20 protein-coding genes are annotated in these 18,884 nt (G+C 70.0%); 15 read left to right on the top strand and 5 right to left on the bottom strand.

Going from position 1 to position 18,884, the window contains the following annotated elements:
* A partial coding sequence (locus AABN02_RS20705) for an ABC transporter permease (RefSeq protein ID WP_338416806.1) occupies nucleotides 1-654 on the bottom strand: 654 nt, incomplete at its 3' end.
* 274 nt (nucleotides 655-928) lie between these two features.
* The gene (locus AABN02_RS20700; RefSeq protein WP_338416805.1) at nucleotides 929-1,846 is read right to left on the bottom strand and encodes a porin; all 918 of its coding nucleotides are present in this window, start codon (nucleotides 1,844-1,846) and stop codon (nucleotides 929-931) included.
* 294 nt (nucleotides 1,847-2,140) lie between these two features.
* On the opposite strand from AABN02_RS20700, the gene coq7 reads away from it, so the two are divergent.
* Nucleotides 2,141-2,788 carry a 2-polyprenyl-3-methyl-6-methoxy-1,4-benzoquinone monooxygenase gene (gene coq7, locus AABN02_RS20695; RefSeq protein ID WP_338416804.1) on the top strand — a complete coding sequence of 216 codons (648 nt, stop codon included), beginning with the start codon at nucleotides 2,141-2,143 and terminating at the stop codon, nucleotides 2,786-2,788.
* Nucleotides 2,789-2,814: 26 nt separating this feature from the next.
* Here coq7 and AABN02_RS20690 read toward each other — a convergent pair whose 3' ends face one another.
* Entirely contained in the window at nucleotides 2,815-3,255 is a 441-nt protein-coding gene (locus tag AABN02_RS20690) for an OsmC family protein (protein WP_179632635.1), read from the bottom strand.
* Between the two features lie 255 nt (nucleotides 3,256-3,510).
* Here AABN02_RS20690 and ilvA point away from each other — a divergent pair, with 255 nt between their 5' ends.
* Nucleotides 3,511-5,046, top strand: a complete 1,536-nt coding sequence (gene ilvA / locus AABN02_RS20685; protein ID WP_338416803.1) for a threonine ammonia-lyase, biosynthetic — start codon at nucleotides 3,511-3,513, stop codon at nucleotides 5,044-5,046.
* Between the two features lie 122 nt (nucleotides 5,047-5,168).
* Nucleotides 5,169-6,260: a nicotinate-nucleotide--dimethylbenzimidazole phosphoribosyltransferase gene (locus tag AABN02_RS20680; RefSeq protein ID WP_338416802.1), complete on the top strand. Its 1,092-nt coding sequence runs from the start codon at nucleotides 5,169-5,171 to the stop codon at nucleotides 6,258-6,260.
* A 28-nt stretch (nucleotides 6,261-6,288) separates the two neighbouring features.
* Here the strand turns inward: AABN02_RS20680 and AABN02_RS20675 are convergent, their stop codons facing one another.
* The gene (locus AABN02_RS20675) at nucleotides 6,289-6,852 is read right to left on the bottom strand and encodes a hypothetical protein (protein ID WP_338416801.1); all 564 of its coding nucleotides are present in this window, start codon (nucleotides 6,850-6,852) and stop codon (nucleotides 6,289-6,291) included.
* Between the two features lie 130 nt (nucleotides 6,853-6,982).
* Here AABN02_RS20675 and gspG point away from each other — a divergent pair, with 130 nt between their 5' ends.
* The 11 genes from gspG (at nucleotide 6,983) to gspF (ending at nucleotide 17,648) form a co-directional block, all read left to right on the top strand.
* On the top strand, nucleotides 6,983-7,411 hold the full coding sequence (gspG, locus tag AABN02_RS20670; RefSeq protein WP_338416800.1) for a type II secretion system major pseudopilin GspG: 429 nt from the start codon (nucleotides 6,983-6,985) through the stop codon (nucleotides 7,409-7,411).
* Nucleotides 7,412-7,415: 4 nt separating this feature from the next.
* Nucleotides 7,416-7,904: a prepilin-type N-terminal cleavage/methylation domain-containing protein gene (locus tag AABN02_RS20665; protein ID WP_338416799.1), complete on the top strand. Its 489-nt coding sequence runs from the start codon at nucleotides 7,416-7,418 to the stop codon at nucleotides 7,902-7,904.
* Nucleotides 7,885-8,262 (top strand): type II secretion system minor pseudopilin GspI, encoded by a 378-nt coding sequence (gene gspI / locus AABN02_RS20660; RefSeq protein WP_338416798.1) that lies wholly within the window; start codon nucleotides 7,885-7,887, stop codon nucleotides 8,260-8,262. The genes AABN02_RS20665 and gspI overlap by 20 nt, the downstream gene beginning before the upstream one ends.
* A 14-nt stretch (nucleotides 8,263-8,276) precedes the next feature.
* On the top strand, nucleotides 8,277-9,014 hold the full coding sequence (locus tag AABN02_RS20655; protein ID WP_338416797.1) for a prepilin-type N-terminal cleavage/methylation domain-containing protein: 738 nt from the start codon (nucleotides 8,277-8,279) through the stop codon (nucleotides 9,012-9,014).
* Nucleotides 9,015-9,025: 11 nt separating this feature from the next.
* Complete coding sequence (gene gspK, locus AABN02_RS20650; RefSeq protein WP_338416796.1) at nucleotides 9,026-10,015, top strand: type II secretion system minor pseudopilin GspK; 990 nt, start codon at nucleotides 9,026-9,028, stop codon at nucleotides 10,013-10,015.
* An 82-nt stretch (nucleotides 10,016-10,097) separates the two neighbouring features.
* Complete coding sequence (gene gspL, locus AABN02_RS20645; RefSeq protein ID WP_338416795.1) at nucleotides 10,098-11,342, top strand: type II secretion system protein GspL; 1,245 nt, start codon at nucleotides 10,098-10,100, stop codon at nucleotides 11,340-11,342.
* Nucleotides 11,339-11,863, top strand: coding sequence for a type II secretion system protein GspM (gene gspM, locus AABN02_RS20640; protein WP_338416794.1), 525 nt, complete (start codon nucleotides 11,339-11,341; stop codon nucleotides 11,861-11,863). Before gspL ends, gspM begins: the two co-directional genes overlap by 4 nt.
* 18 nt (nucleotides 11,864-11,881) lie before the next feature.
* Nucleotides 11,882-12,790: a type II secretion system protein N gene (gene gspN, locus AABN02_RS20635; RefSeq protein ID WP_338416793.1), complete on the top strand. Its 909-nt coding sequence runs from the start codon at nucleotides 11,882-11,884 to the stop codon at nucleotides 12,788-12,790.
* Between the two features lie 2 nt (nucleotides 12,791-12,792).
* Nucleotides 12,793-14,982 carry a type II secretion system secretin GspD gene (gene gspD, locus AABN02_RS20630; protein ID WP_338416792.1) on the top strand — a complete coding sequence of 730 codons (2,190 nt, stop codon included), beginning with the start codon at nucleotides 12,793-12,795 and terminating at the stop codon, nucleotides 14,980-14,982.
* Between the two features lie 2 nt (nucleotides 14,983-14,984).
* The gene (gene gspE / locus AABN02_RS20625) at nucleotides 14,985-16,400 is read left to right on the top strand and encodes a type II secretion system ATPase GspE (RefSeq protein ID WP_338416791.1); all 1,416 of its coding nucleotides are present in this window, start codon (nucleotides 14,985-14,987) and stop codon (nucleotides 16,398-16,400) included.
* Nucleotides 16,401-16,424: 24 nt separating this feature from the next.
* Nucleotides 16,425-17,648 carry a type II secretion system inner membrane protein GspF gene (gspF, locus tag AABN02_RS20620; protein ID WP_338416790.1) on the top strand — a complete coding sequence of 408 codons (1,224 nt, stop codon included), beginning with the start codon at nucleotides 16,425-16,427 and terminating at the stop codon, nucleotides 17,646-17,648.
* Between the two features lie 27 nt (nucleotides 17,649-17,675).
* Here the strand turns inward: gspF and AABN02_RS20615 are convergent, their stop codons facing one another.
* Nucleotides 17,676-17,933: a MoaD/ThiS family protein gene (locus AABN02_RS20615; RefSeq protein ID WP_179632649.1), complete on the bottom strand. Its 258-nt coding sequence runs from the start codon at nucleotides 17,931-17,933 to the stop codon at nucleotides 17,676-17,678.
* Nucleotides 17,934-18,068: 135 nt separating this feature from the next.
* Between AABN02_RS20615 and AABN02_RS20610 the strand changes: the two genes are divergently transcribed.
* Nucleotides 18,069-18,884 (top strand): transposase (locus tag AABN02_RS20610; RefSeq protein ID WP_338416789.1); only part of this gene is annotated, 816 nt, incomplete at its 3' end.

Below are 18,884 nucleotides of genomic sequence, written 5' to 3'. Positions count from 1 at the left end.
GTCGGTGCGCAACACCTCCAGCATCTCCGCCCGCACCAATCGCATGATCAGCGTGAGCTGGAACACCGACAGGGTGATGGCCGGCAGCAGCAGGTGGCGCCAGCCGTCGAGCGTGAGTAGGCCGGTTTGCCAGTTGCCCAGCGCGACCAGTTCCCCTCGACCGAAGCTCGGCAGCCAGTTCAGCCACACGGCGAACACCAGGATCAGCAGGATGCCGATGAGAAACGTCGGCAGCGACACGCCCAGCAGCGAGAACAGCATCAGCGCCTGGGCGGACCAGCGTCCGCGGCGCAAGGCGGCATAGACCCCCATCGGAATGCCCACGGCCAGCGCCATCACGGCGGCGACCAGCGCGAGTTCCAGCGTGGCCGGCAGACGCTCCAGGATCAGCGCCGAGACCTTGCGGCCCTGGCGCAGGCTCAGGCCGAACTCGCCCTGCACCGCCTGTCCGACAAAGCGGGCGAACTGCAGCGGCACCGGCTGGTCGAGGCCCAGATCGGCACGGAGCTGGGCGCGTTGCTCGGGCGTGGCGTCCTGACCCACCATCGAGACGACAGGATCACCCACATACCGGAACAGCATGAACGCGATGAGCGCCACGGACAGCATGACCAGCGCGCCCTGCGCCAGACGGCGAAGGAGGAAGACGGTCATCGACGCGGATCGGGGCAGGAACAGCGGGGAAGGAAGCGGCGGGCAGACACCCCGCCACAGTGCCAGCGCAGTCGCCGAATTGCAAGCAGTGAAAGCTCGCGAAAACCAGCCATCAACGCAGGCTGGACAGTGCAGCAGCCGTGCCGGCGACACGCCAGAGTGGACGAACCAGAAGCATGTCCACCCTCAAGAGGCGGATGACCCATCAAAAAAAAAGCCACCCGAAGGTGGCTTTCTGCATTCAGATCAAGCACCTGCTCACGCAGGCACGGGATCAGAAGTTGTGTTGCACGCCGAAGTCGTAGCCGGTCTTCTCGGTCGTCAGCTTGTTGACGCGCGTGAAGTCGGTGTACAGGTAGGTGCGCTTCGACAGGTCGTGGCGATAGCCAACGCTGACCTTCTTGTCGGCGTCAGCCGAGGCAACCTTGTTCTGGGCGTAGCCAACCAGAACGCGGCCAGCCGGTCCGACGTTCACGGTAGCGCCAACCAGGAAACCCTTGACCGAAGCGTTGGCGGCGTTCTTGCCAGAGCTGCCAGCCAGAGCCAGCTTGGCCGGGCCGAACGTGTAGGCCACGCCAGCTTGCACCAGCTTGTCGTTAGCGCCTTCCGGGTTTTCATAGCCGACGGCAGCCATGAACGGGCCGACAGCGTACTGGGCAGCCACCGAGTACGGACGGTCCGTGCCCGTGGTGCGCTCAGCGATGTCCGCAGCGATCTTGACGCCAGCGAAGGCACCGTCGTAGCGGATCGAGTTGGCAACGCGCACGCGTGCCGGCGACTGGGCCAGCGCAACACCACGCAGACCGGCGACGGTGTCACCCAGGAACGGGTCGAACGCGTTCTGAAGCAGCGTGAAGGACGAGGTGTACTGGCGACCCAGGTTCACGCTGCCGAATGCGCCACCCAGACCAACGGTCGAGTAGCCATTCCACATGTTGGCGCTGTTTTGCGTGCCGGTGTCCGGATCAAAGCGGTGTTCGAAGCCGAACAGGGCCTTCATGCCACCGCCCAGGTCTTCCACGCCCTTGATGCCGACGCGGCTGCCAGCGCCGTCACGCACTTGCTTGTCAGCAGAGCCAGTGGCCTTGCCGAGAGCCAGGTCAACCTTGCCGTACAGCGTGACCGACGATTGGGCCGAAGCGGCACCAGCGAATGCGCCCAGAACGGCGAGAGCGAGCAGAGACTTCTTCATGCAAATATCTCCTAGGTTGAACTAGAGGGTCCTGAAGCGCGAGGTGTCGTCTCACGACACTGCCCGGACAGGCCGACCTCCTCAGCGGAAGCTGCAGCTATTGCACCAGACCGGTTCATCCCTTGCCAAGCGGGACTTCGTGAATAGGCAGATCTGCGTTGTCATGGTGCAACATGCGGCCGAATCAACGGTCCAATGTGACACCACGATGTCGCCAGACACACCACAACGGCTGAATCGGTATTGATCTGGGTCCGCCTGAGGGCCCTTCCAGCACGTCTAAACTCGTTCTCCATGAGAACAATCACACCGATTGACCGCCTCTTGTCCGTGGCGGACCAGAGCCTGCGCACCATTTGGGGGCATCACCATGCCCAACGCCCGGCGCCACGTCCCGACGCCACCGTCAGCGGGCCGCCGCCCGAACTCGACGAGGCGGAGCGCCGACTCTCTGGCGCCCTGATCCGGGTCGACCATGTCGGCGAGGTGTGTGCCCAGGCGCTTTACACCGCACAGGCGCTCGTCACACGCGATGAAGGCCTCCGGGCGCATCTGGAAGCGGCGTCGCAAGAAGAAACCGATCACCTCGCGTGGACCGAACAGCGCCTGCGCGAACTCGGAGACCGGCCCTCGCTGCTCAATCCGCTCTGGTACGCCGGTGCCTTCGCCATCGGCACGATCGCCGCGCGGCTGGGTGACCGCACCAGCCTCGGCTTCGTCATCGAGACCGAGCGGCAGGTGGAAGAGCACCTCGACAGCCACCTGGCGCGCCTGCCCGTGGCCGATCTCGCCTCGCGGGCCATCGTCACGCAGATGCGCGATGACGAGATCCGGCATGCCGAGGCGGCCCAGCAAGCGGGCGGTGTGCGCCCGCCCATGCCGGTTCGCTGGCTGATGCGCGCGGCGGCGAAGGTCATGACGACCACCGCGCACCACATCTGACCTGCGCCGGCTGCCGCAGCCCGGTTTCAGGCTGCGGCCGGCGCCGACGTGTCGACCACCTCGACCTGCAGTTCGATCTCGGCGGTCTTCGCCAGCATGGCGGTGGCCGAGCAGTACTTGTCATAGGACATCTGCACCGCACGCCGCACCGCCGGCTCCGACAGCTTCACGCCGCTGACGATGAACTGCATCACGATGCGGGTGAACACCTTGGGCTCGGTCTCGGCCCGGTCGGCATGGACCTTGACCTGGCAGCCCTGCACCTGCTGGCGCCCGCGCTTGAGGATCAGCACCACGTCGTAGGCCGTGCAGGCGCCTGCGCCGGCGAGCAGGGTTTCCATCGGTCGGGGGGCCAGGTTGCGGCCGCCACCTTCGGGTGCGCCGTCCATCATCAGCAGGTGGCCACTGCCGGTTTCGGCCGAAAACGCCATGCCGGAAGCCGGCATCCAATTGATCGTGCAGTCCATGACGCGTTGGAATCAGAAGAACAAGCCCGGATTGTGACTTGCTGACGCACAAATGACCCTGGCCCCTTCGTTGCATCGCAACATGGGCTTTGGTACACTTTCCAACAAGCAATTGGGATTGCCACCTAGAACTTTTCGAACATCAGGCACTCCCAAGCAACGGTTGTCTCCTCCACCCTCCTCCAAAGGTGGATTAAGCCCGAGGTGAAAACCTCGGGTTTTTTTTCGTCACCGCGTTCCGTCCCCGTGAGTTCCATGATGCCCTCCGAGCGCCAGACCCTGCTGACCAGCTACCTCCAACGCATCCTCACCGCCAAGGTGTACGACGTGGCGCGCGAGACCGAACTGGACCCCGCCCGCAGCCTCTCGGCCCGCCTGGGCAACCAGATCCTGCTCAAGCGCGAAGACAACCAGCCCGTCTTCAGCTTCAAGCTGCGCGGCGCCTACAACAAGATGGCCCACCTGACCGCGGAGCAACTCGCCCGCGGCGTCATCTGTGCGTCCGCCGGCAACCACGCCCAGGGTGTCGCACTGGGCAGCAAGCGCCTGGGCTGCCGCGCCGTGATCGTGATGCCGGAGACGACGCCGCGGGTGAAGGTCGATGCCGTGCGGGCGCTCGGCGGCGAGGTGGTGCTGGTCGGCGAGAGCTACAACGACGCCCACGACCACGCGATGCAGCTGGCCGAGGTCGAGGGCCTGACCTTCGTCCACCCCTTCGACGACCCGCTGGTCATCGCCGGCCAGGGCACGATCGGCATGGAGATCCTGCGCCAGCACCAGGGGCCGATCGACGCCGTGTTCGTCGCCATCGGTGGCGGCGGGCTGATCTCGGGTGTCGCGGCCTACCTCAAGGCGGTGCGGCCGGAGATCAAGGTCATCGGCGTGCAGACCGTCGATTCCGACGCGATGCTGCAGTCGGTGCGCGCCGGCCACCGGGTGCGCCTGAACGATGTCGGCCTGTTCGCCGATGGCACCGCGGTGAAGTTCGTCGGCGAGGAGACCTTCCGCGTCGCCCGCGAGCTGGTAGACGAGTTCATCGTGGTGGACACCGACGCGGTCTGCGCGGCGATGAAGGACGTGTTCCAGGACACGCGCTCGATCCTGGAGCCGTCCGGCGCGCTGTCGGTGGCGGCCGTCAAGCAGTACGTGGCCCGCGAAGGCTGCACCGGCAAGACGTTTGTGGCGATCACCTGCGGCGCCAACATGAACTTCGACCGCCTGCGCTTCGTCGCCGAGCGGGCCGACGTGGGCGAGGAGCGCGAGGCGCTGTTCGCGGTGACGATCCCCGAGGAGCGCGGCTCGTTCAAGCGCTTCTGCGCGCTGATCGGCCCGCGCAGCGTCACCGAGTTCAACTACCGCATCAGCGGCGAGCGCCAGGCCCACATCTTCGTCGGCCTGAGCACCGCCGGCCACGGCGAGTCGGCGCTGATCGGCGCGCTGTTCGACGCCCAGGGGTTTGACGCCATCGACCTCTCGCACGACGAGCTGGCCAAGGCGCACCTGCGGCACCTCGTCGGCGGGCGCTCGGAGCTGGCGGTGAACGAGCGGCTGTTCCGCTTCGAGTTCCCGGAGCGGCCGGGCGCGCTGACGCGGTTCCTGTCGAGCATGCACCCCGACTGGAACATCAGCCTGTTCCACTACCGCAACCAGGGCGCCGATTTCGGCCGCATCCTCGTCGGCATCCAGGTGCCCGAGGCGGACGGGGCGGCCTTCCAGCAGTTCCTCGACACGCTGGCCTACCCCTGCGTCGACGAGACGGACAACCCGGTCTACCGGCTGTTCCTGCGCTGAACCAGCCCGCTGTGCAGCACCCCCCTGCCTGCGTGGGGTGTGCAGCTTGATCGCGCGGAAATGCACTGAAAGGCCCCGGACCGGACCGGTCGGCCAAACGTGCACGCGCACAATCCGGGGCCATGCGACCTGACTCCACGCCCCTGATTCCGTCGACCGCCCACCCCGCTATGGAAGAGGCCCTGCAGTTCAAGCTGCGGCGCCGGGTCAGCGCAGCGGGACACCTGGGCGAGCTGCTGCCGCTGGCGATGCGCATCGGTCTGCTGCAGCACGCGCTGCGCCCGCGGCTGCGCCAGCCACAGCTGCTGCTCTTTGTCGGTGACCATGGCATCGCTGTCGATCTCAACCCGCCGCAGCACCTCAGCACCAGCTCGATGGTGCACGCCGTGCTGGAGAGCCGGGTGCCGCTGCCGATCTTCGCGCACCAGCAGGGCCTGAGCGTGAGCGTGGTCGACGCTGGTCTGGCCACCCCGCTGCCGGTCGGGCCGGGGGTGATCTCGCGCAAGATTGCCCATGGCACGCGCAACAGCCGGCTGACCGCAGCGATGTCGCTCGACCAGGTGAACTCGGCCATCCGCGCCGGCATGGAGATCGCGCAGGCGCTGCCGGGCAATGTGCTGGGCTGCGCGGGGATCGGGGTGGGTGCGCGCGAATCCGCGGCGCTGGTCATCGCCCGCGTCACCGGACGCCCCCTGCACGACCTCGTCTACGCCGGGCCGAAGATGCCCCGCGAAGAACTGGAGCACACGCTCGCCGTGCTGCAGACCGCCATGAATCGGCACGGCCCGATCGAGGACCCTGTGCAGGCGCTGGCAACCTTCGGAGGTTTCGAGATGGCGATGATGGTCGGCGCGATGCTCAAGGCGGCCGAGCAGCGGCACCTGATCCTCGTCGACGGGCTACCCGCCTGCGCCGCGCTGCTGATCGCCACCCACATCGCCGGGCCGGTGATCGACTATTGCCTGTTCTGCCGCAGCACCGATCACCACGGCCTCGACACGGTGCTGGCCGGCTTCGAGAGCACCGCCCTGCTGGCCCTCGGTCTGGAAAGCCTGGACGGCACCGGCATCGCGCTGAGCTGGCCGCTGGTGCGGGCCGCCGCGGCGCTGCTGACCGAGGTGGTCGATGCGGTCGAGCCGCTGCCCCCGTCCGGTGATCCGGATCAGTCCACTCCGACGGCGGACGCCGACCAGGACTTCATCCGCATGCCGTGACCGCCTGCCGGTCGCTGGCGCAAGCGTGTCAGCGGGCCAGGTTCGGATCGACGACGCCGCCCGCCACACTGCCGGCCTGCTCCGGCGCCATTTCCTGCGGCGGTTGCATCGGCGGAGGCTGCACCGCCGGGGGAACGCCTGGCGCCACCAGCTGGCCGGTCGCACCCGGGAGACCCACGGCCGCACCCGGCGGCCGGATCGCCCCGACGGTGGCGGCGGCCGGGAGGGTGCCGGTGGCCGGCGGCGGCAGCTGGGGCAGATCCAGCGTGAGCTGCGCGGGCTGGCCAGGCGGGCCGAGGCTCACGCCTTTGGCCGTCACGCCCTGCAACACCCATTGCCCGTCGACCGTTGCCCCCAGCCGCACCACGCGGGCGGGCTGGTCATCGACCGACAGCACCACCCAGCTCGGACCGGCGCCCGTCGATGCCACGGCACCGACCAGCTTGAAGCGCGCTGCCGCCGCGGGAGGCGGTGCCACGGCATCCCCCACCGGCGCCACCGCCCCGAGCAGGCGCAGCACATCACCACGCACCGCCTGGTCGATTGCCACCGTCTGCACCTGGGACGGCACCGCCGCGGGACGCGCGAACACGCGCAAGCCCCAGAACACGAGACTTCCCGCGAGAGCGGCCCACACCAACCATGCTGTCCAACGTGCTGCCATGGGGGCGGATTATGATCGACGGCCCCGCTGCTCTCAGTGCACTTCGGATCCGACATTCATGAAATCCTTGCGACACGCCGCCCAGCGCGGCTTCACCCTCATCGAGCTGATGGTGGTGCTGGTGATCATCGGCGTGCTGGCCTCCCTGATCGTGCCGAGCGTGCTCGACCGCGTGGACGAGGCCAAGGTCACCGCCGCCCGCACCGACGTCAACAGCCTGATGGAAGCCCTCAAGCGCTACCGGCTCGACAACCAGCGGTATCCGACCAGCGAACAGGGCCTGCAGGCGCTGGTCGCCAAGCCCACCACCGGCCCGATCCCGCCGAACTGGAAGCCCTGCCTGGACAAGCTGCCCAACGACCCCTGGGGCCGTGCCTACCAGTTCGCCAACCCCGGCGTGAAGGGCCCGATCGACGTGTTCAGCTACGGCGCGGACGGACAGGCTGGCGGCGAAGGCAAGGACGCGGACGTCGGTTCCTGGCAGTGATGCCGTGACCCGTTCCCGCGGATTCACCCTGCTGGAGCTGATGGTGGTGGTGGCGATCATCGCGCTGGCCAGTTCGATCGTGACCATGGCGCTGCCGGACACCGCCAGCACCCGGCTGGAGCGCGAGGCGACCCGGCTGGTGGCGATCCTCGAAACCGCGCGGGTGCAGGCCCGCTCGCTGGGCGCTCCGGTGCGCTGGGTGCCCGGCCGGCCCCGCCAGACCGCCAACGACAGCCCGGACCAGCCCGGTGCCGATTTCCACTTCACCGGTCTGCCCGAGAACAACGGCCTGCCCGATCGCTGGTCCGACGCCGATCTGGCGGGCAAGATCGGCGTGGTGCTGCCACCGGGCCAGTCCGGCCTGCTGCTCGGCCCCGAGCCGGTGATCCCGCCGCAGAAGCTGACCCTGCAACTCGACGACAAGCACCTGAGCCTGTCCACCGATGGTCTGAGTGCCTTTGCCGTGATCGCCGATGAACCCGCGCCGCAGTGAGCCGGGCCAGCGCGGGCTGACGCTGATCGAGGTGCTGGTCGCGCTGGCGATCGTCGCCATCACGCTGGCCGCCGGCATCAAGGCCGCGGGCGCCCTCACCGGCAACACCCAGCGGCTGGCCGACACGCTGGCCGGCCAGTGGTGCGCCGACAACTACCTCACCCGGCTGCGCCTGGAGCGGCAGCTGCCACCCGTCGGCGACAGCGAGTTCAGCTGCGAGCAGGTCGGGCAGACCTACCAGGGGCGCGTCTCGGTGCGCCCGACGCCCAACCCGCTGTTCCGCCGCATCGACGTGCACATGCTCGACCCCGAGGGCCAGCACCTGCTGCTCTACACCACCGTGATGTCCCGTCTCTGAGCCGCCCAGGATCGATGCACCCGACGACCCGTTCCCTACGCCCGTCCCGCTCCGCCGGCTTCACGCTCATCGAGGTGCTGGTGGCGCTGTTCATCCTGGCGCTGATGTCGGCGATGGCGTGGCAGGGTGTGGACGCCATCGCCCGCAGCCGCGAATCGACCCAGGTGCGCATGGACCGGCTGCTGCGCCTGCAGACGGTGCTCGCGCAGTGGGAGGCCGACGTGCACGAGGTGATCGACACCCAGGTCGTGCCGGGGCTGAACTTCGACGGCGCCACGCTGCGCCTGACGCGCCGCCAGCCCGAAGGCGTGCAGGTGGTCGCCTGGACGCTGCGTGGCGGCACGCTCTACCGCTGGAGCGCGCCGACCTCGAACGCGCTGGACACCCTGCAGGACGGCTGGATGCGCAGCTACCAGCTGCTCGGCAACGAGCCGGCCACGCTGCAGATGCTGGACAACATCGCGCAGTGGCAGCTCTTCGTCTTCCTGGCCAGCAGCAATGGCTGGAGCAACGCGCAGTCGAGCGGAGACGTCGCCCAGCCCGCGCCGCCAGCCTCGGTCGATCCGCCGGCGCCGGATGCAGGTAGCTCGGGCGCCGGCACCGTGGTCGGCAACGGGGTGGTCAGCACGGCTCCGCCGGTGGCCGTCAACCACGATGCGCTGCCGGACGGGCTGCGGATGGTGGTGCGCTTTGCGCCGGACGGCGCGGCCGACGGCACGCTGACCCGCGAAGTGCGGCTCATCCACCCATGACGACGACACCCATGACGCGTCCCTGCGCCCCTGCGGCACGCCAGCGCGGCGCCGCGCTGCTGACGGCGATGATCATCGTCACGGTCGTGGCCACGCTCGCCTCGGGCATGGTGTGGCAGCAGTGGCGCGCGCTGCAGGTCGAGGCGGCCGAGCGTGCGCAGACCCAGTCGGAATGGGTGCTGCAGGGCGCCCTCGACTGGACCCGCATGATCCTGCGCGAAGACGCCCGCGAAGGCGGCGCCGACCACCTCGGCGAGCCCTGGGCCGCGCCGCTGGCCGAGGCCCGGCTGTCCACCTTCCTGGCCGCCGACCGCTCGATGGCCGAGGACGCGCCCGACGCCTTCCTCTCGGGCCGCATCGTGGATGCCCAGTCGCGCTACAACCTGCGCAACCTCATCCAGCAAGGCAAGGTCAGCCGCAGCGAACTGCAGACGCTGGAGCGCCTGTGCGGCTTCCTGGGGCTGAACGGCGATGTCGCGCCGCGCCTGGCCGAAGCGCTGCGCCGCGCCACGCCGGGCAGCGCCACCGAAGCGCCCGCCGACACAGGCACCACCACGACCACCCTGCCGCTGATGCCCGCCTCGGTCGAGGACCTCGGCTGGCTCGGGCTGGACGCCGCCACGGTGCAGCGCCTCAAGCCCTACGTCGTGCTGCTGCCGCGCGAGACGCCGGTCAACCTCAACACGGCGCCCAAGGAAGTCATCGCCGCGGTGCTGCCGGGCATCGATCTGGCCACCGCCGAACGGCTCGTGCAGTCGCGGCTGCGGGATCCGCTGAAAAGCCCCGCCGACGCCAAGACCGTGCTGGGCGAGCGTGCGCTGACCGATGCACGGCGGGTCAGCGTCAACTCGAACTACTTCATCGTCTACGGCGCGCTGCGGCTGGACCAGGTGACCGTCGCCCAGCGCTCGCTGCTGGAGCGCAATGGGCGCGACGTGCGCGCACTGTCCACGCAGCGCCTGCGCGACCCGGCGGAACTGGAAAGTACGCTGCAGCAATGAACACTGTCACCCGGTTCGGCCGCGCTGCGCGGGCGATGGACAGACCCGCACCTACAATCCGCCGCACACGTCCACCCTACCCATGAGCCTGCTCGTCATCCAATTGCCCACCCGCACCCGGCTGCATCCGCAGAGCCGCGCGTCTGCGCAGGGCGCGGGCGCCCGGGCCGAACTGGGTTTTGTGCTCAGCCCGGACGGGCAGTCGATCCAGTCCGAAGGCCAGTGCGTGGCCTCGCTGCTGCCCAAGGCCACCGCGGTGGTCGCCGTGCTGGCGCCGGCCGATGTCGCGTTTCACCGCCTGACCTGCCCGAAGGCGCCAGCCACCCGCCTGCGTGCCGCGCTGGCCGGCATCCTCGAAGAGCAGGTGCTGGACGATGTGGAGCAGCTGCACCTGAGCCTGGCCCCGGACGCCCGCCCCGGCGACGAGACCTGGGTCGCGGCCATCGACCGCGCGTGGCTGACGGCGGAGCTGGCCGCGCTGGAAGCTGCCGGGGTCGTCGTGGACCGGGTCGTGCCGGGGCTGTGGCCCGACGCGCAGGCCCACGGCCATTTCCACGTCCCCTACGACGACGACAAGCCGAAGACGCTGCTGACCTGGGCCGATGCCCGGGGCGTCAGCACCTGGCCGCTGCAGGGCAGCCTGTCGCGCGGCCTGCTGCCCGAGCCGCTGGCCGAGAACACCCTGTGGACCGCCGACCCCGCCGCCGCCGCCCCGGCCGAGCGCTGGTTGGGCCAGCCGGTGCAGGTGCTTGGCATGGGCGCCCGCCTGCTGGCGTCGGCGCAGAGCGGCTGGAACCTGCGCCAGTTCGAACTGGCCGCGCGCCACCGCGGTCTGGCGCTGCTGCGCGATGCGGGCAAGCAGTTCCTCACGCCGGGCTGGCGGCCGGTGCGCCTCGGGCTGATCGGGCTGCTGCTGGCGAATCTGGCCGGCCTGAACGCCTGGGCCTGGATGCAGCGCAACGAGTTGCAGGCGCGCCGCACGGCGGTCACCAACCTGCTGCGCACGACCCACCCGCAGGTGCGCGCCGTGCTGGACGCCCCGCTGCAGATGGCCCGCGAGAACGACCTGCTGCGCGCCAGCGCCGGCCGACCAGGCGACACCGACCTGGAGCCGCTGCTGCAGGCCGCCGCCAGCGTCTGGCCGGACGGCCGCCCACCGCAGGTCCTGCGCTACGAGAGCGGCCGCCTGTCACTCGGCGCGCCGGGCCTCGGAGCAGACGACGTCACCCGCATGAAAGCCACGCTGGAGCCCGCCGGCTGGCTGGTCGACCAGACCGACAACCAGATCACCCTGAGCCGCCCGACCACGCCGGGAGCCGCCCGATGAACACCGCCCTGTCGCGCACCGACGCCTTCCGCCAGCAACTCGCCCCGCTGCAGCAGCGCTGGCAGGCGCTGGCGCCACGCGAGCGGCTCGGCGCCACGCTGGGCGCTGGGCTGGTGCTGGTCTTCCTGCTCTGGACCCTCGGCGTGCAGCCCGCCCTCAAGACCCTGCGCACCGCCCCGGTCCAGCAGGCCGCGCTCGACGCCCAGCTGGCCCAGATGCAGCGCCTGGCGGCCGAGGCGGTCGAGCTGCGTGCCCTGCCGCCGGTCGATCCGGCGCAGGCCGACGCGGCCCTGCAATCGGCCACCGAGCGCCTGGGCGCCGCGGCCCGCCTGCAGCGCAGCGGCGAGCGCGTGAGCGTCACCTTCACCAGCGTCGAGCCGGCCGCGATGATGGGCTGGCTGGCCGAGGTGCGCGCCGCCGCCCGTGTCCGTGTCGTCGAAGCCCAGCTCGGCCGCACCGGCAACGGCTACAGCGGCAGTGTCGTGCTGACGCTGCCCACCCCCGCCACGACCCCGCGCTGACAGGACTCGAGCCCGCACATGGCCCTCCACGGCAGCCCCTGGCGCCCCACCTACCAGCCCTCGGCCCACCCGTCGATCTTCGGCACGTCTTCCCGCAAGGCGCCCGGCCACGGCTGGGTCGCGCAGGCACGGGCCAGCCGGCGCTGGGCGGTGGTCGGTGCCGTCGTCGGTGCGACCGTCGCACTGGTCGCCTTCGCACCAGCGCACTGGCTGGCCGAGGCGGTCGCCTCGGCCAGCCAGCAGCGGGTGCTGCTGGCCAACGCGCAGGGCACGGTCTGGTCCGGCGATGCGGTGCTGATCCTCGGTGCCGGTGCCGGCAGCCGGGACGCCCGCGCCCTGCCCGGCCGCATCCGCTGGACCCTGCGCCCGTCCGGCATGGCCTTGCGCCTGGGCCTGCAACACGACTGCTGCCTCAACGGTGAACAGCTCCTGCTGGTGCGCCCCGGCTTCGGTCAGGTGCAGGTGGCGCTGCAGCCCGGCCGGGCGGAACAGGGCGACTGGGTCGGCCAGTGGCCCGCGGCCTGGCTGGTCGGGCTGGGCACGCCGTGGAACACGCTGCGCCCCGGTGGCGCGCTGCGGCTGACCACGCAGGCCCTGTCGCTGCGCTGGGCCCAGGGCCGCTTCGCGATGACCGGCAGCGCGGGACTGGAACTGCGCGACTTCTCCTCCCGCCTGTCGACGCTGCCCCGCCTCGGCAGCTACCGGGTCACGCTCAGCGGCGATCCGGCCCAGGCCGGCACCGCCATGGTGACGCTGGACACCCTCGACGGCGCCTTGCGGCTCAACGGCTCGGGCAGCTGGAGCAAGGGCGGACTGCGGCTGCGCGGCGAAGCCACCGCGACGGATGCCGACCGCCCGGCCCTGAACAACCTGCTCAACATCATCGGACGGCGCCAAGGCGCGCGCTCCCTGCTCACGATCGGATGACCATGACGCTGTGCCCCCGCCCCTCCGCCCCGCGCCGCGTGCTCGCCGCGGCGCTGGCCGGCACCCTGGCCCTCGGCCACCTCACGCCGCTGCAGGCGCAGCAGACGCAGTCCTCCCGCCGCAACGCCCCGGCCGCGGCCAAGGTGACGGTGAACTTCGTCAACGCCGACATCGAGGCGGTGTCCCGCGCGATGGCCGCCATCGTCAAGCGCCAGATCCTGGTCGACCCCCGGGTGCGCGGCCAGATGACGCTCTACAGCGAACAGCCGCTGACCGAACGCGAGGCCTTCCTGAACTACCTCTCGGTGCTGCGCGGGCTGGGCTTCACGGTGGTGGACGTCGCCGGGCTGCTCAAGGTCGTGCCCGAGGCCGAGGCCAAGCTGCAGACCGGCACCGTCTCGGTCGGCAACGTCATGCGCTCCGGTGACCAGATCCTCACGCAGGTCTTTCCGCTCAAGCACGAGAACGTCAACAACCTCGTGACCGTGCTGCGCCCGCTGATCACGCCCAACAACACCATCAACGCCAACCCCGGCAACAACACGCTGGTCATCACCGACTACGCCGACAACCTGCAGCGCCTGGCCCGCATCATCGCGGCGCTGGACACGCCCGCGGCGACCGACGTCGAGGTGATCCCCGTCAAGAACGGCTCGGCCTCGGACCTCGCGCCGATGGTGCAGCGCTTCGCGGACTCTTCGGCCGGCGGCACGCCCGGCGCGCCGGCGGCGATGGCCGGCGGCGTGTCGATCATGGCCGACCCGCGCACCAACTCGCTGCTGGTGCGGGCGCCCAACGCGGCACGGCTGGCCGTGATCCGCGGCGTGATCGACAAGCTCGACCGGCCCGGCCCGCCCGGCACGGCAGCCGGCAACATCTACGTCGTCTACCTGAAGAACGCCGACGCGACCCGGCTGGCCACGGTGCTGCGCGCCGCCTACGGCGCCGGAGGCAGCGGCGGCGCGTCGGGCGGCGGCGCGGGCACCAGCGGCAGCACGGGGCTCGGTTCGACCGGCGCCAACGCGGGCGGCATGGGCACGGCCATCGGTGGCCAGGCCGGCACCGGCGCCTCGACCCAGTCGACCAGCCCGGTCAGCGCCTCGGCCAGCCCCTCCACGGGCGGCTTCGTGCAGGCCGACCCGTCGACCAACTCGCTGATCATCACCGCACCCGAGCCGGTCTACCGCCAGCTGCGCGCCGTCATCGACCAGCTCGATGCCCGCCGTGCGCAGGTCTACGTCGAGTCGATGATCGTCAAGATGGACGCCAGCCAGGCGGCCGAGTTCGGCTTCCAGTGGCAGGGCCTGCTGGGCAAGAACGGCGACAAGTACGGCGTGGTGGCCGGCACCAACTACAGCGCGACCAGCGGCGCTGGCTCCAACCTCGTCAACCTGTCGCAATCGACCACCAGCACCGGCATCAGCCTGGGCGCGGGCCTGAACGTCGGCCTGATCCAGGCAATCAACGGCATCTACACGCTGGGCGCGCTGGCGCGTTTCCTGGAGAGCAGCACCGGCGCCAACATCCTCTCGACCCCGAACCTCGTCGCCCTCGACAACGAGGAAGCCAAGATCGTGATCGGCCAGAACGTGCCCTTCATCACCGGCAGCTTCACCAACACCGGCACTGGCACCGGCTCGACCAACCCCTTCCAGACCATCGAGCGCAAGGACGTGGGCCTGACGCTGCGCATCAAGCCGCAGATCGGCGAGAGCGGCACGGTGCGGATGCAGATCTACCAGGAGAACTCCAGCGTCATCGCCGGCACGACCTCGTCCAGCGCCGGCCCCTCGACCGAGAAAAGCTCGATCGAGACCTCGGTGGTGGTGGACGACGGCCAGATCATGGTGCTGGGCGGTCTGCTGAAAGACGAGTACGCCGACGGCGAGGACCGCGTGCCGGGGCTGGCCAGCATCCCGGTGCTGGGCAACCTGTTCAAGGCGCAGAACCGCAAGCGCATCAAGACCAACCTGCTGGTTTTCCTGCGCCCGGTCGTGATGCGCACGCAGGACGATGCCAACGCGCTGACCCTGGACCGCTACGACATGATCCGCGCCCGCCAGCAGGACGGTCAGCCCAAGCCCTCGCAGGTGCTCGGCATCAACGAGGCGCCCGTGCTGCCCGAACAGCGCCGCGGCGAGCGGGCCACGCCGTCGTCCCCGTCCCTGTCTGCTTCCTCGCCGAGCCGCTGACCGTGCGCCATCCCCTGCCCTACGCCTGGGCCAAGGCCCAGCGCCTGCTGCTCGAAGACGATGGCGACCGCCTGGTGCTCTGGGCCGACGCCGAAGCGCCACGCGCCGCGCTGGCCGAGGTGCTGCGCCTGCACGCCATCGACGCCATCGAGCGCGAAGCCCCCGAGCGCCTCGCCCAGCGCATCGCGCAGGCCTACGCGGGTGGCGAGTCCAGCGCCGCGGCAGTGGTCGGCGAGGTGGAGAGCGCCGTCGACCTGAGCCGGATGATGCAGGACCTGCCCGCGGTGGAAGACCTGCTCGAAGCCGCCAACGACGCGCCCATCATCCGCATGCTCAACGCGCTGCTGACGCAGGCAGCGAAGGACGGCGCGAGCGACATCCACATCGAGCCGTACGAGCGCTCGTCCGCGGTGCGCTTCCGCGTGGACGGCACGCTGCGCGAGGTGGTGCAGCCGAACAAGGCCCTGCACGCCGCGCTGATCAGCCGGCTGAAGATCATGGCCGAGCTGGACATCGCCGAAAAACGCCTGCCGCAGGACGGTCGCATCTCGCTGCGCATCGGCGGTCGCGCGATCGACGTGCGGGTCTCGACGCTGCCGGGGGTGCATGGCGAGCGCGCGGTGCTGCGTCTGCTGGACAAGGGCGAGGCCAAGTTCTCGCTGCAGGGTCTGGGCATGCAGGGCGACACCTACACGCGTTTTTCTGCGCGCATCCAGCAGCCGCACGGCATCGTGCTGGTCACCGGCCCGACCGGCTCGGGCAAGACCACGACGCTCTACGCCGCGCTCGGCCAGGTGGACACCAGCACCACCAATGTGCTGACGGTGGAAGACCCGGTCGAATACGAGCTGGGCGGCATCGGCCAGACCCAGGTCAACGCCAAGATCGACCTGACCTTCGCCAAGGCCCTGCGCGCCATCCTGCGGCAGGACCCGGACGTCATCATGATCGGCGAGATCCGCGACCACGAGACGGCGCAGATCGCCGTGCAGGCCTCGCTGACCGGCCACCTCGTGCTCGCCACGCTGCACACCAACGACGCCCCGAGTGCCGTCACACGGCTGACCGACATGGGGATCGAGCCCTTCCTGCTGAGTTCCTCGCTGCTGGGCGTGCTCGCGCAGCGGCTGGTGCGCAAGCTCTGCAACACCTGCAAGCGCCAGGGCGACGACGGCCGCTGGCACCCGGTCGGCTGCGACGCCTGTGGCCACAGTGGCTACAAGGGCCGCACGGGGGTGTACGAGCTGATGGTGGTCGACGACGCCGTGCGCGCGCTGGTCCACGGCCGCGCCAGCGAGGCGGAGCTGATCGCCGCGGCCCGCGCCGGCGGCCTGCGCTCGATGCGCGAGGACGGCGAGCGGCTGGTCGCCACCGGCGTCACCTCGCTGGAAGAACTGATGCGCGTCACGCGCGACTGATCCCGACAGGCCACACCCGAACCCATGCCCGCCTACCGATTCGAAGCCCTCGACGCCGCCGGCAAGACCCAGACCGGGCTGCTGGACGGCGACAACGCCAAGGCGGTGCGCTCGCAGCTGCGGGCGCGGGCGCTGGTGCCGCTGGACGTGCAGCTGGTCGAATCGGAAGCGACGGCCACGGCAGCCGCGGGCGGCTCGATGATGCGGCGGCGCGTGTTCTCGGCCACGACGCTGGCAATCTGGACCCGGCAGCTCGCCGGTCTGGTCGGCGCCGGCCTGCCGCTGGAGCGTGCGCTGACCGCCCTGGCCGACGAGGCCGAGGACCCGCGCCAGCGCGAGCTGCTCGCCCACCTGCGCGCCGAGGTGAATGGCGGCTCGCCGTTTGCCAGTGCGCTTGGCAACGCGCCGCGCGAATTCGACGATGTCTACCGCGCCGTGGTCGCCGCCGGCGAGCAGAGCGGGCAGCTCGGCCGCGTGCTGGAAAAGCTGGCCGACGACCTGGAGGAACGCCAGGCGCTGAAGTCGCGGCTGGTGGGCGCGACGCTGTACCCGGCCATCGTGTCGGTGGTGGCGATCGTGATCGTGATTTTCCTGGTCACCTATGTGGTGCCGCAGGTGGCGCAAGTGTTCGCCGGCAGCAAGAAGGCACTGCCCTTCCTGACCAGCGCGATGCTGGCGCTGAGCGCGTTTCTGCGCCACTGGGGCTGGGCGCTGCTGCTGGCCCTGATCGGTGCGGGCGCGCTACTCGTCATGGCGCGGCGCAACGAGGCCACGCGCGAACGGCTCGACGCGATGGTGCTGACGCTGCCCATCGTCGGCCGGCTGGCGCGCAGCTACAACGCGGCCCGTTTCGCCGGCACGCTGGCGATGCTGGCGGGCTCGGGGGTGCCGATCCTGAAGGCCTTGCAGGCGGCGGCCGAGACGCTGTCCAACCGCGCCATGCGCGCCGACGCGCTGGCCGCGCTGGTGCAGGTCCGCGAAGGCGCGCCGCTGGCCTCGGCGCTGTCGTCGAAGAAGCGCTTCCCCGGCCTGCTGTCGATGTTCGCCCGCCTGGGCGAGCAGACCGGCGAGCTGCCCGTGATGCTGCAGCGCGCCGCCACCCAGCTCGGCGCCGAGGTCCAGCGCCGGGCGATGCAGATGGCCACCATCCTGGAGCCGATGCTGATCGTGGTGATGGGCGCGATGGTGATGGTGATCGTGCTGGCGGTGCTGCTGCCGATCATTCAGCTCAATACCTTCGTGAAGTGAGCCAGGGGCGCAGGCGCGGGTGCGGCCTCAACCGCCGCTCAGCGCCAGCACGAAGTTGATCTGCTCGGTCGGAGGCAGCGGCGCATTCAGATCAAACAGCGGCCGCCCGTTGACGAAGACCCGCAGATGCGGGCGGATGCGCTCCTGTTCATCGACGATGCGGAAGCGCAGACCCGGATACCGCGCCTCCAGCCCGTCCAGCACGGCGCCCAGCGTGCCGCCCGCGCCATCAACGAGCGCCGCCCCGGTGTACGACTGCAGCGCCGACGGGATCAGCACCTTCATCACCTTCACCAGAAAGCGCGAGAAGCCCCGTCCTTCAGGGCGGGGAGGTAGAGCGCAGGCTCGCGCAGCGAGCCAATGGCTTGGTGGCTGAGTTTCCTGTGGCATTTTTGACTGGTTTTATATACAGTATCAATCATGTCCATTCGAGCCTTCCGCTTCCAGTTGCGCCCCAAGGCCGGCACCGCGCACGCCCTGCGCCGGTTCGCGGGCGCATGCCGCTGGGTGTGGAACCGGGCCATCGGCGAACAGCAGCGGCTGAGGGCGGCGGGCGAGAAGTTCTCGGGTTACGCGGTGATGTGCCGCTGGCTGACAGTGTGGCGCAACGACCCGGACACGGCATGGCTGGCAGAGACGCCGGTGCAGGCGCAGCAGCAAACCTTGAAGCGGCTGGAGGCGAGTTACCGGCGCTTCTTCGAGGGCCAGGGCGGCTATCCCCGGTTTCGCGGGCGAGGCCAAGATGCCGGACTGCGGTTCCCGAAGGCGTCGGACTGCAAGCTCGACGCGGACAACCAGCGCCTGAAGCCACCGAAACTTGGCTGGGTGCGGATGCGCCAGTCGCAGTCGGTCGAGGGTGAGGTGAGGAACTACACGCTGACGCAGGAGCGGGGCCGCTGGTTCGTGTCGATCCAAGTTGAACAACCAGACGTGATTCCGGCGGCCGGGCTGGTGCCGACGCTCGGGATCGACTTCGGGGTGACGCTGTTCGCGGCGACGACGGACGGCGAGTGCGTGGCGCCGCTGAATGCGTTGAAGCGGCAGCAGAAGTACCTGAAGCGAGTCCAGCGGTCGGTGTCGCGCAAGGTGAAGGGCTCGAAGAACCGGCGCAAGGCGATTGGCCGACTGGGCAGGGTGCATGCCCGGATCGCGGCGCAGCGCAGCGACTGGCTGCACAAGCTGACGACGAAGTGGGCCGATGCGCATCCGGTGATCGCCATCGAGGATCTGAAGGTG

It is taken from the genome of uncultured Sphaerotilus sp., assembly GCF_963924895.1.
GTDB lineage: Bacteria > Pseudomonadota > Gammaproteobacteria > Burkholderiales > Burkholderiaceae_C > Sphaerotilus.
The sequence above is the reverse complement of the archived record's forward strand: the minus strand, read 5'-3'. Positions and strand labels throughout refer to the sequence as shown.

Bases quoted from the DNA above. Each gene is read 5' to 3' on its own strand.
- AABN02_RS20700 (WP_338416805.1), bottom strand. From the start codon at position 1,846: ATGAAGAAGTCTCTGCTCGCTCTCGCCGTTCTGGGCGCATTCGCTGGT.
- coq7 (WP_338416804.1), top strand. From the start codon at position 2,141: ATGAGAACAATCACACCGATTGACCGCCTCTTGTCCGTGGCGGACCAG.
- AABN02_RS20690 (WP_179632635.1), bottom strand. From the start codon at position 3,255: ATGGACTGCACGATCAATTGGATGCCGGCTTCCGGCATGGCGTTTTCG.
- ilvA (WP_338416803.1), top strand. From the start codon at position 3,511: ATGATGCCCTCCGAGCGCCAGACCCTGCTGACCAGCTACCTCCAACGC.
- AABN02_RS20680 (WP_338416802.1), top strand. From the start codon at position 5,169: ATGCGACCTGACTCCACGCCCCTGATTCCGTCGACCGCCCACCCCGCT.
- gspG (WP_338416800.1), top strand. From the start codon at position 6,983: ATGAAATCCTTGCGACACGCCGCCCAGCGCGGCTTCACCCTCATCGAG.
- gspI (WP_338416798.1), top strand. From the start codon at position 7,885: ATGAACCCGCGCCGCAGTGAGCCGGGCCAGCGCGGGCTGACGCTGATC.
- AABN02_RS20655 (WP_338416797.1), top strand. From the start codon at position 8,277: ATGCACCCGACGACCCGTTCCCTACGCCCGTCCCGCTCCGCCGGCTTC.
- gspK (WP_338416796.1), top strand. From the start codon at position 9,026: ATGACGCGTCCCTGCGCCCCTGCGGCACGCCAGCGCGGCGCCGCGCTG.
- gspL (WP_338416795.1), top strand. From the start codon at position 10,098: ATGAGCCTGCTCGTCATCCAATTGCCCACCCGCACCCGGCTGCATCCG.
- gspM (WP_338416794.1), top strand. From the start codon at position 11,339: ATGAACACCGCCCTGTCGCGCACCGACGCCTTCCGCCAGCAACTCGCC.
- gspN (WP_338416793.1), top strand. From the start codon at position 11,882: ATGGCCCTCCACGGCAGCCCCTGGCGCCCCACCTACCAGCCCTCGGCC.
- gspD (WP_338416792.1), top strand. From the start codon at position 12,793: ATGACGCTGTGCCCCCGCCCCTCCGCCCCGCGCCGCGTGCTCGCCGCG.
- gspF (WP_338416790.1), top strand. From the start codon at position 16,425: ATGCCCGCCTACCGATTCGAAGCCCTCGACGCCGCCGGCAAGACCCAG.
- AABN02_RS20615 (WP_179632649.1), bottom strand. From the start codon at position 17,933: ATGAAGGTGCTGATCCCGTCGGCGCTGCAGTCGTACACCGGGGCGGCG.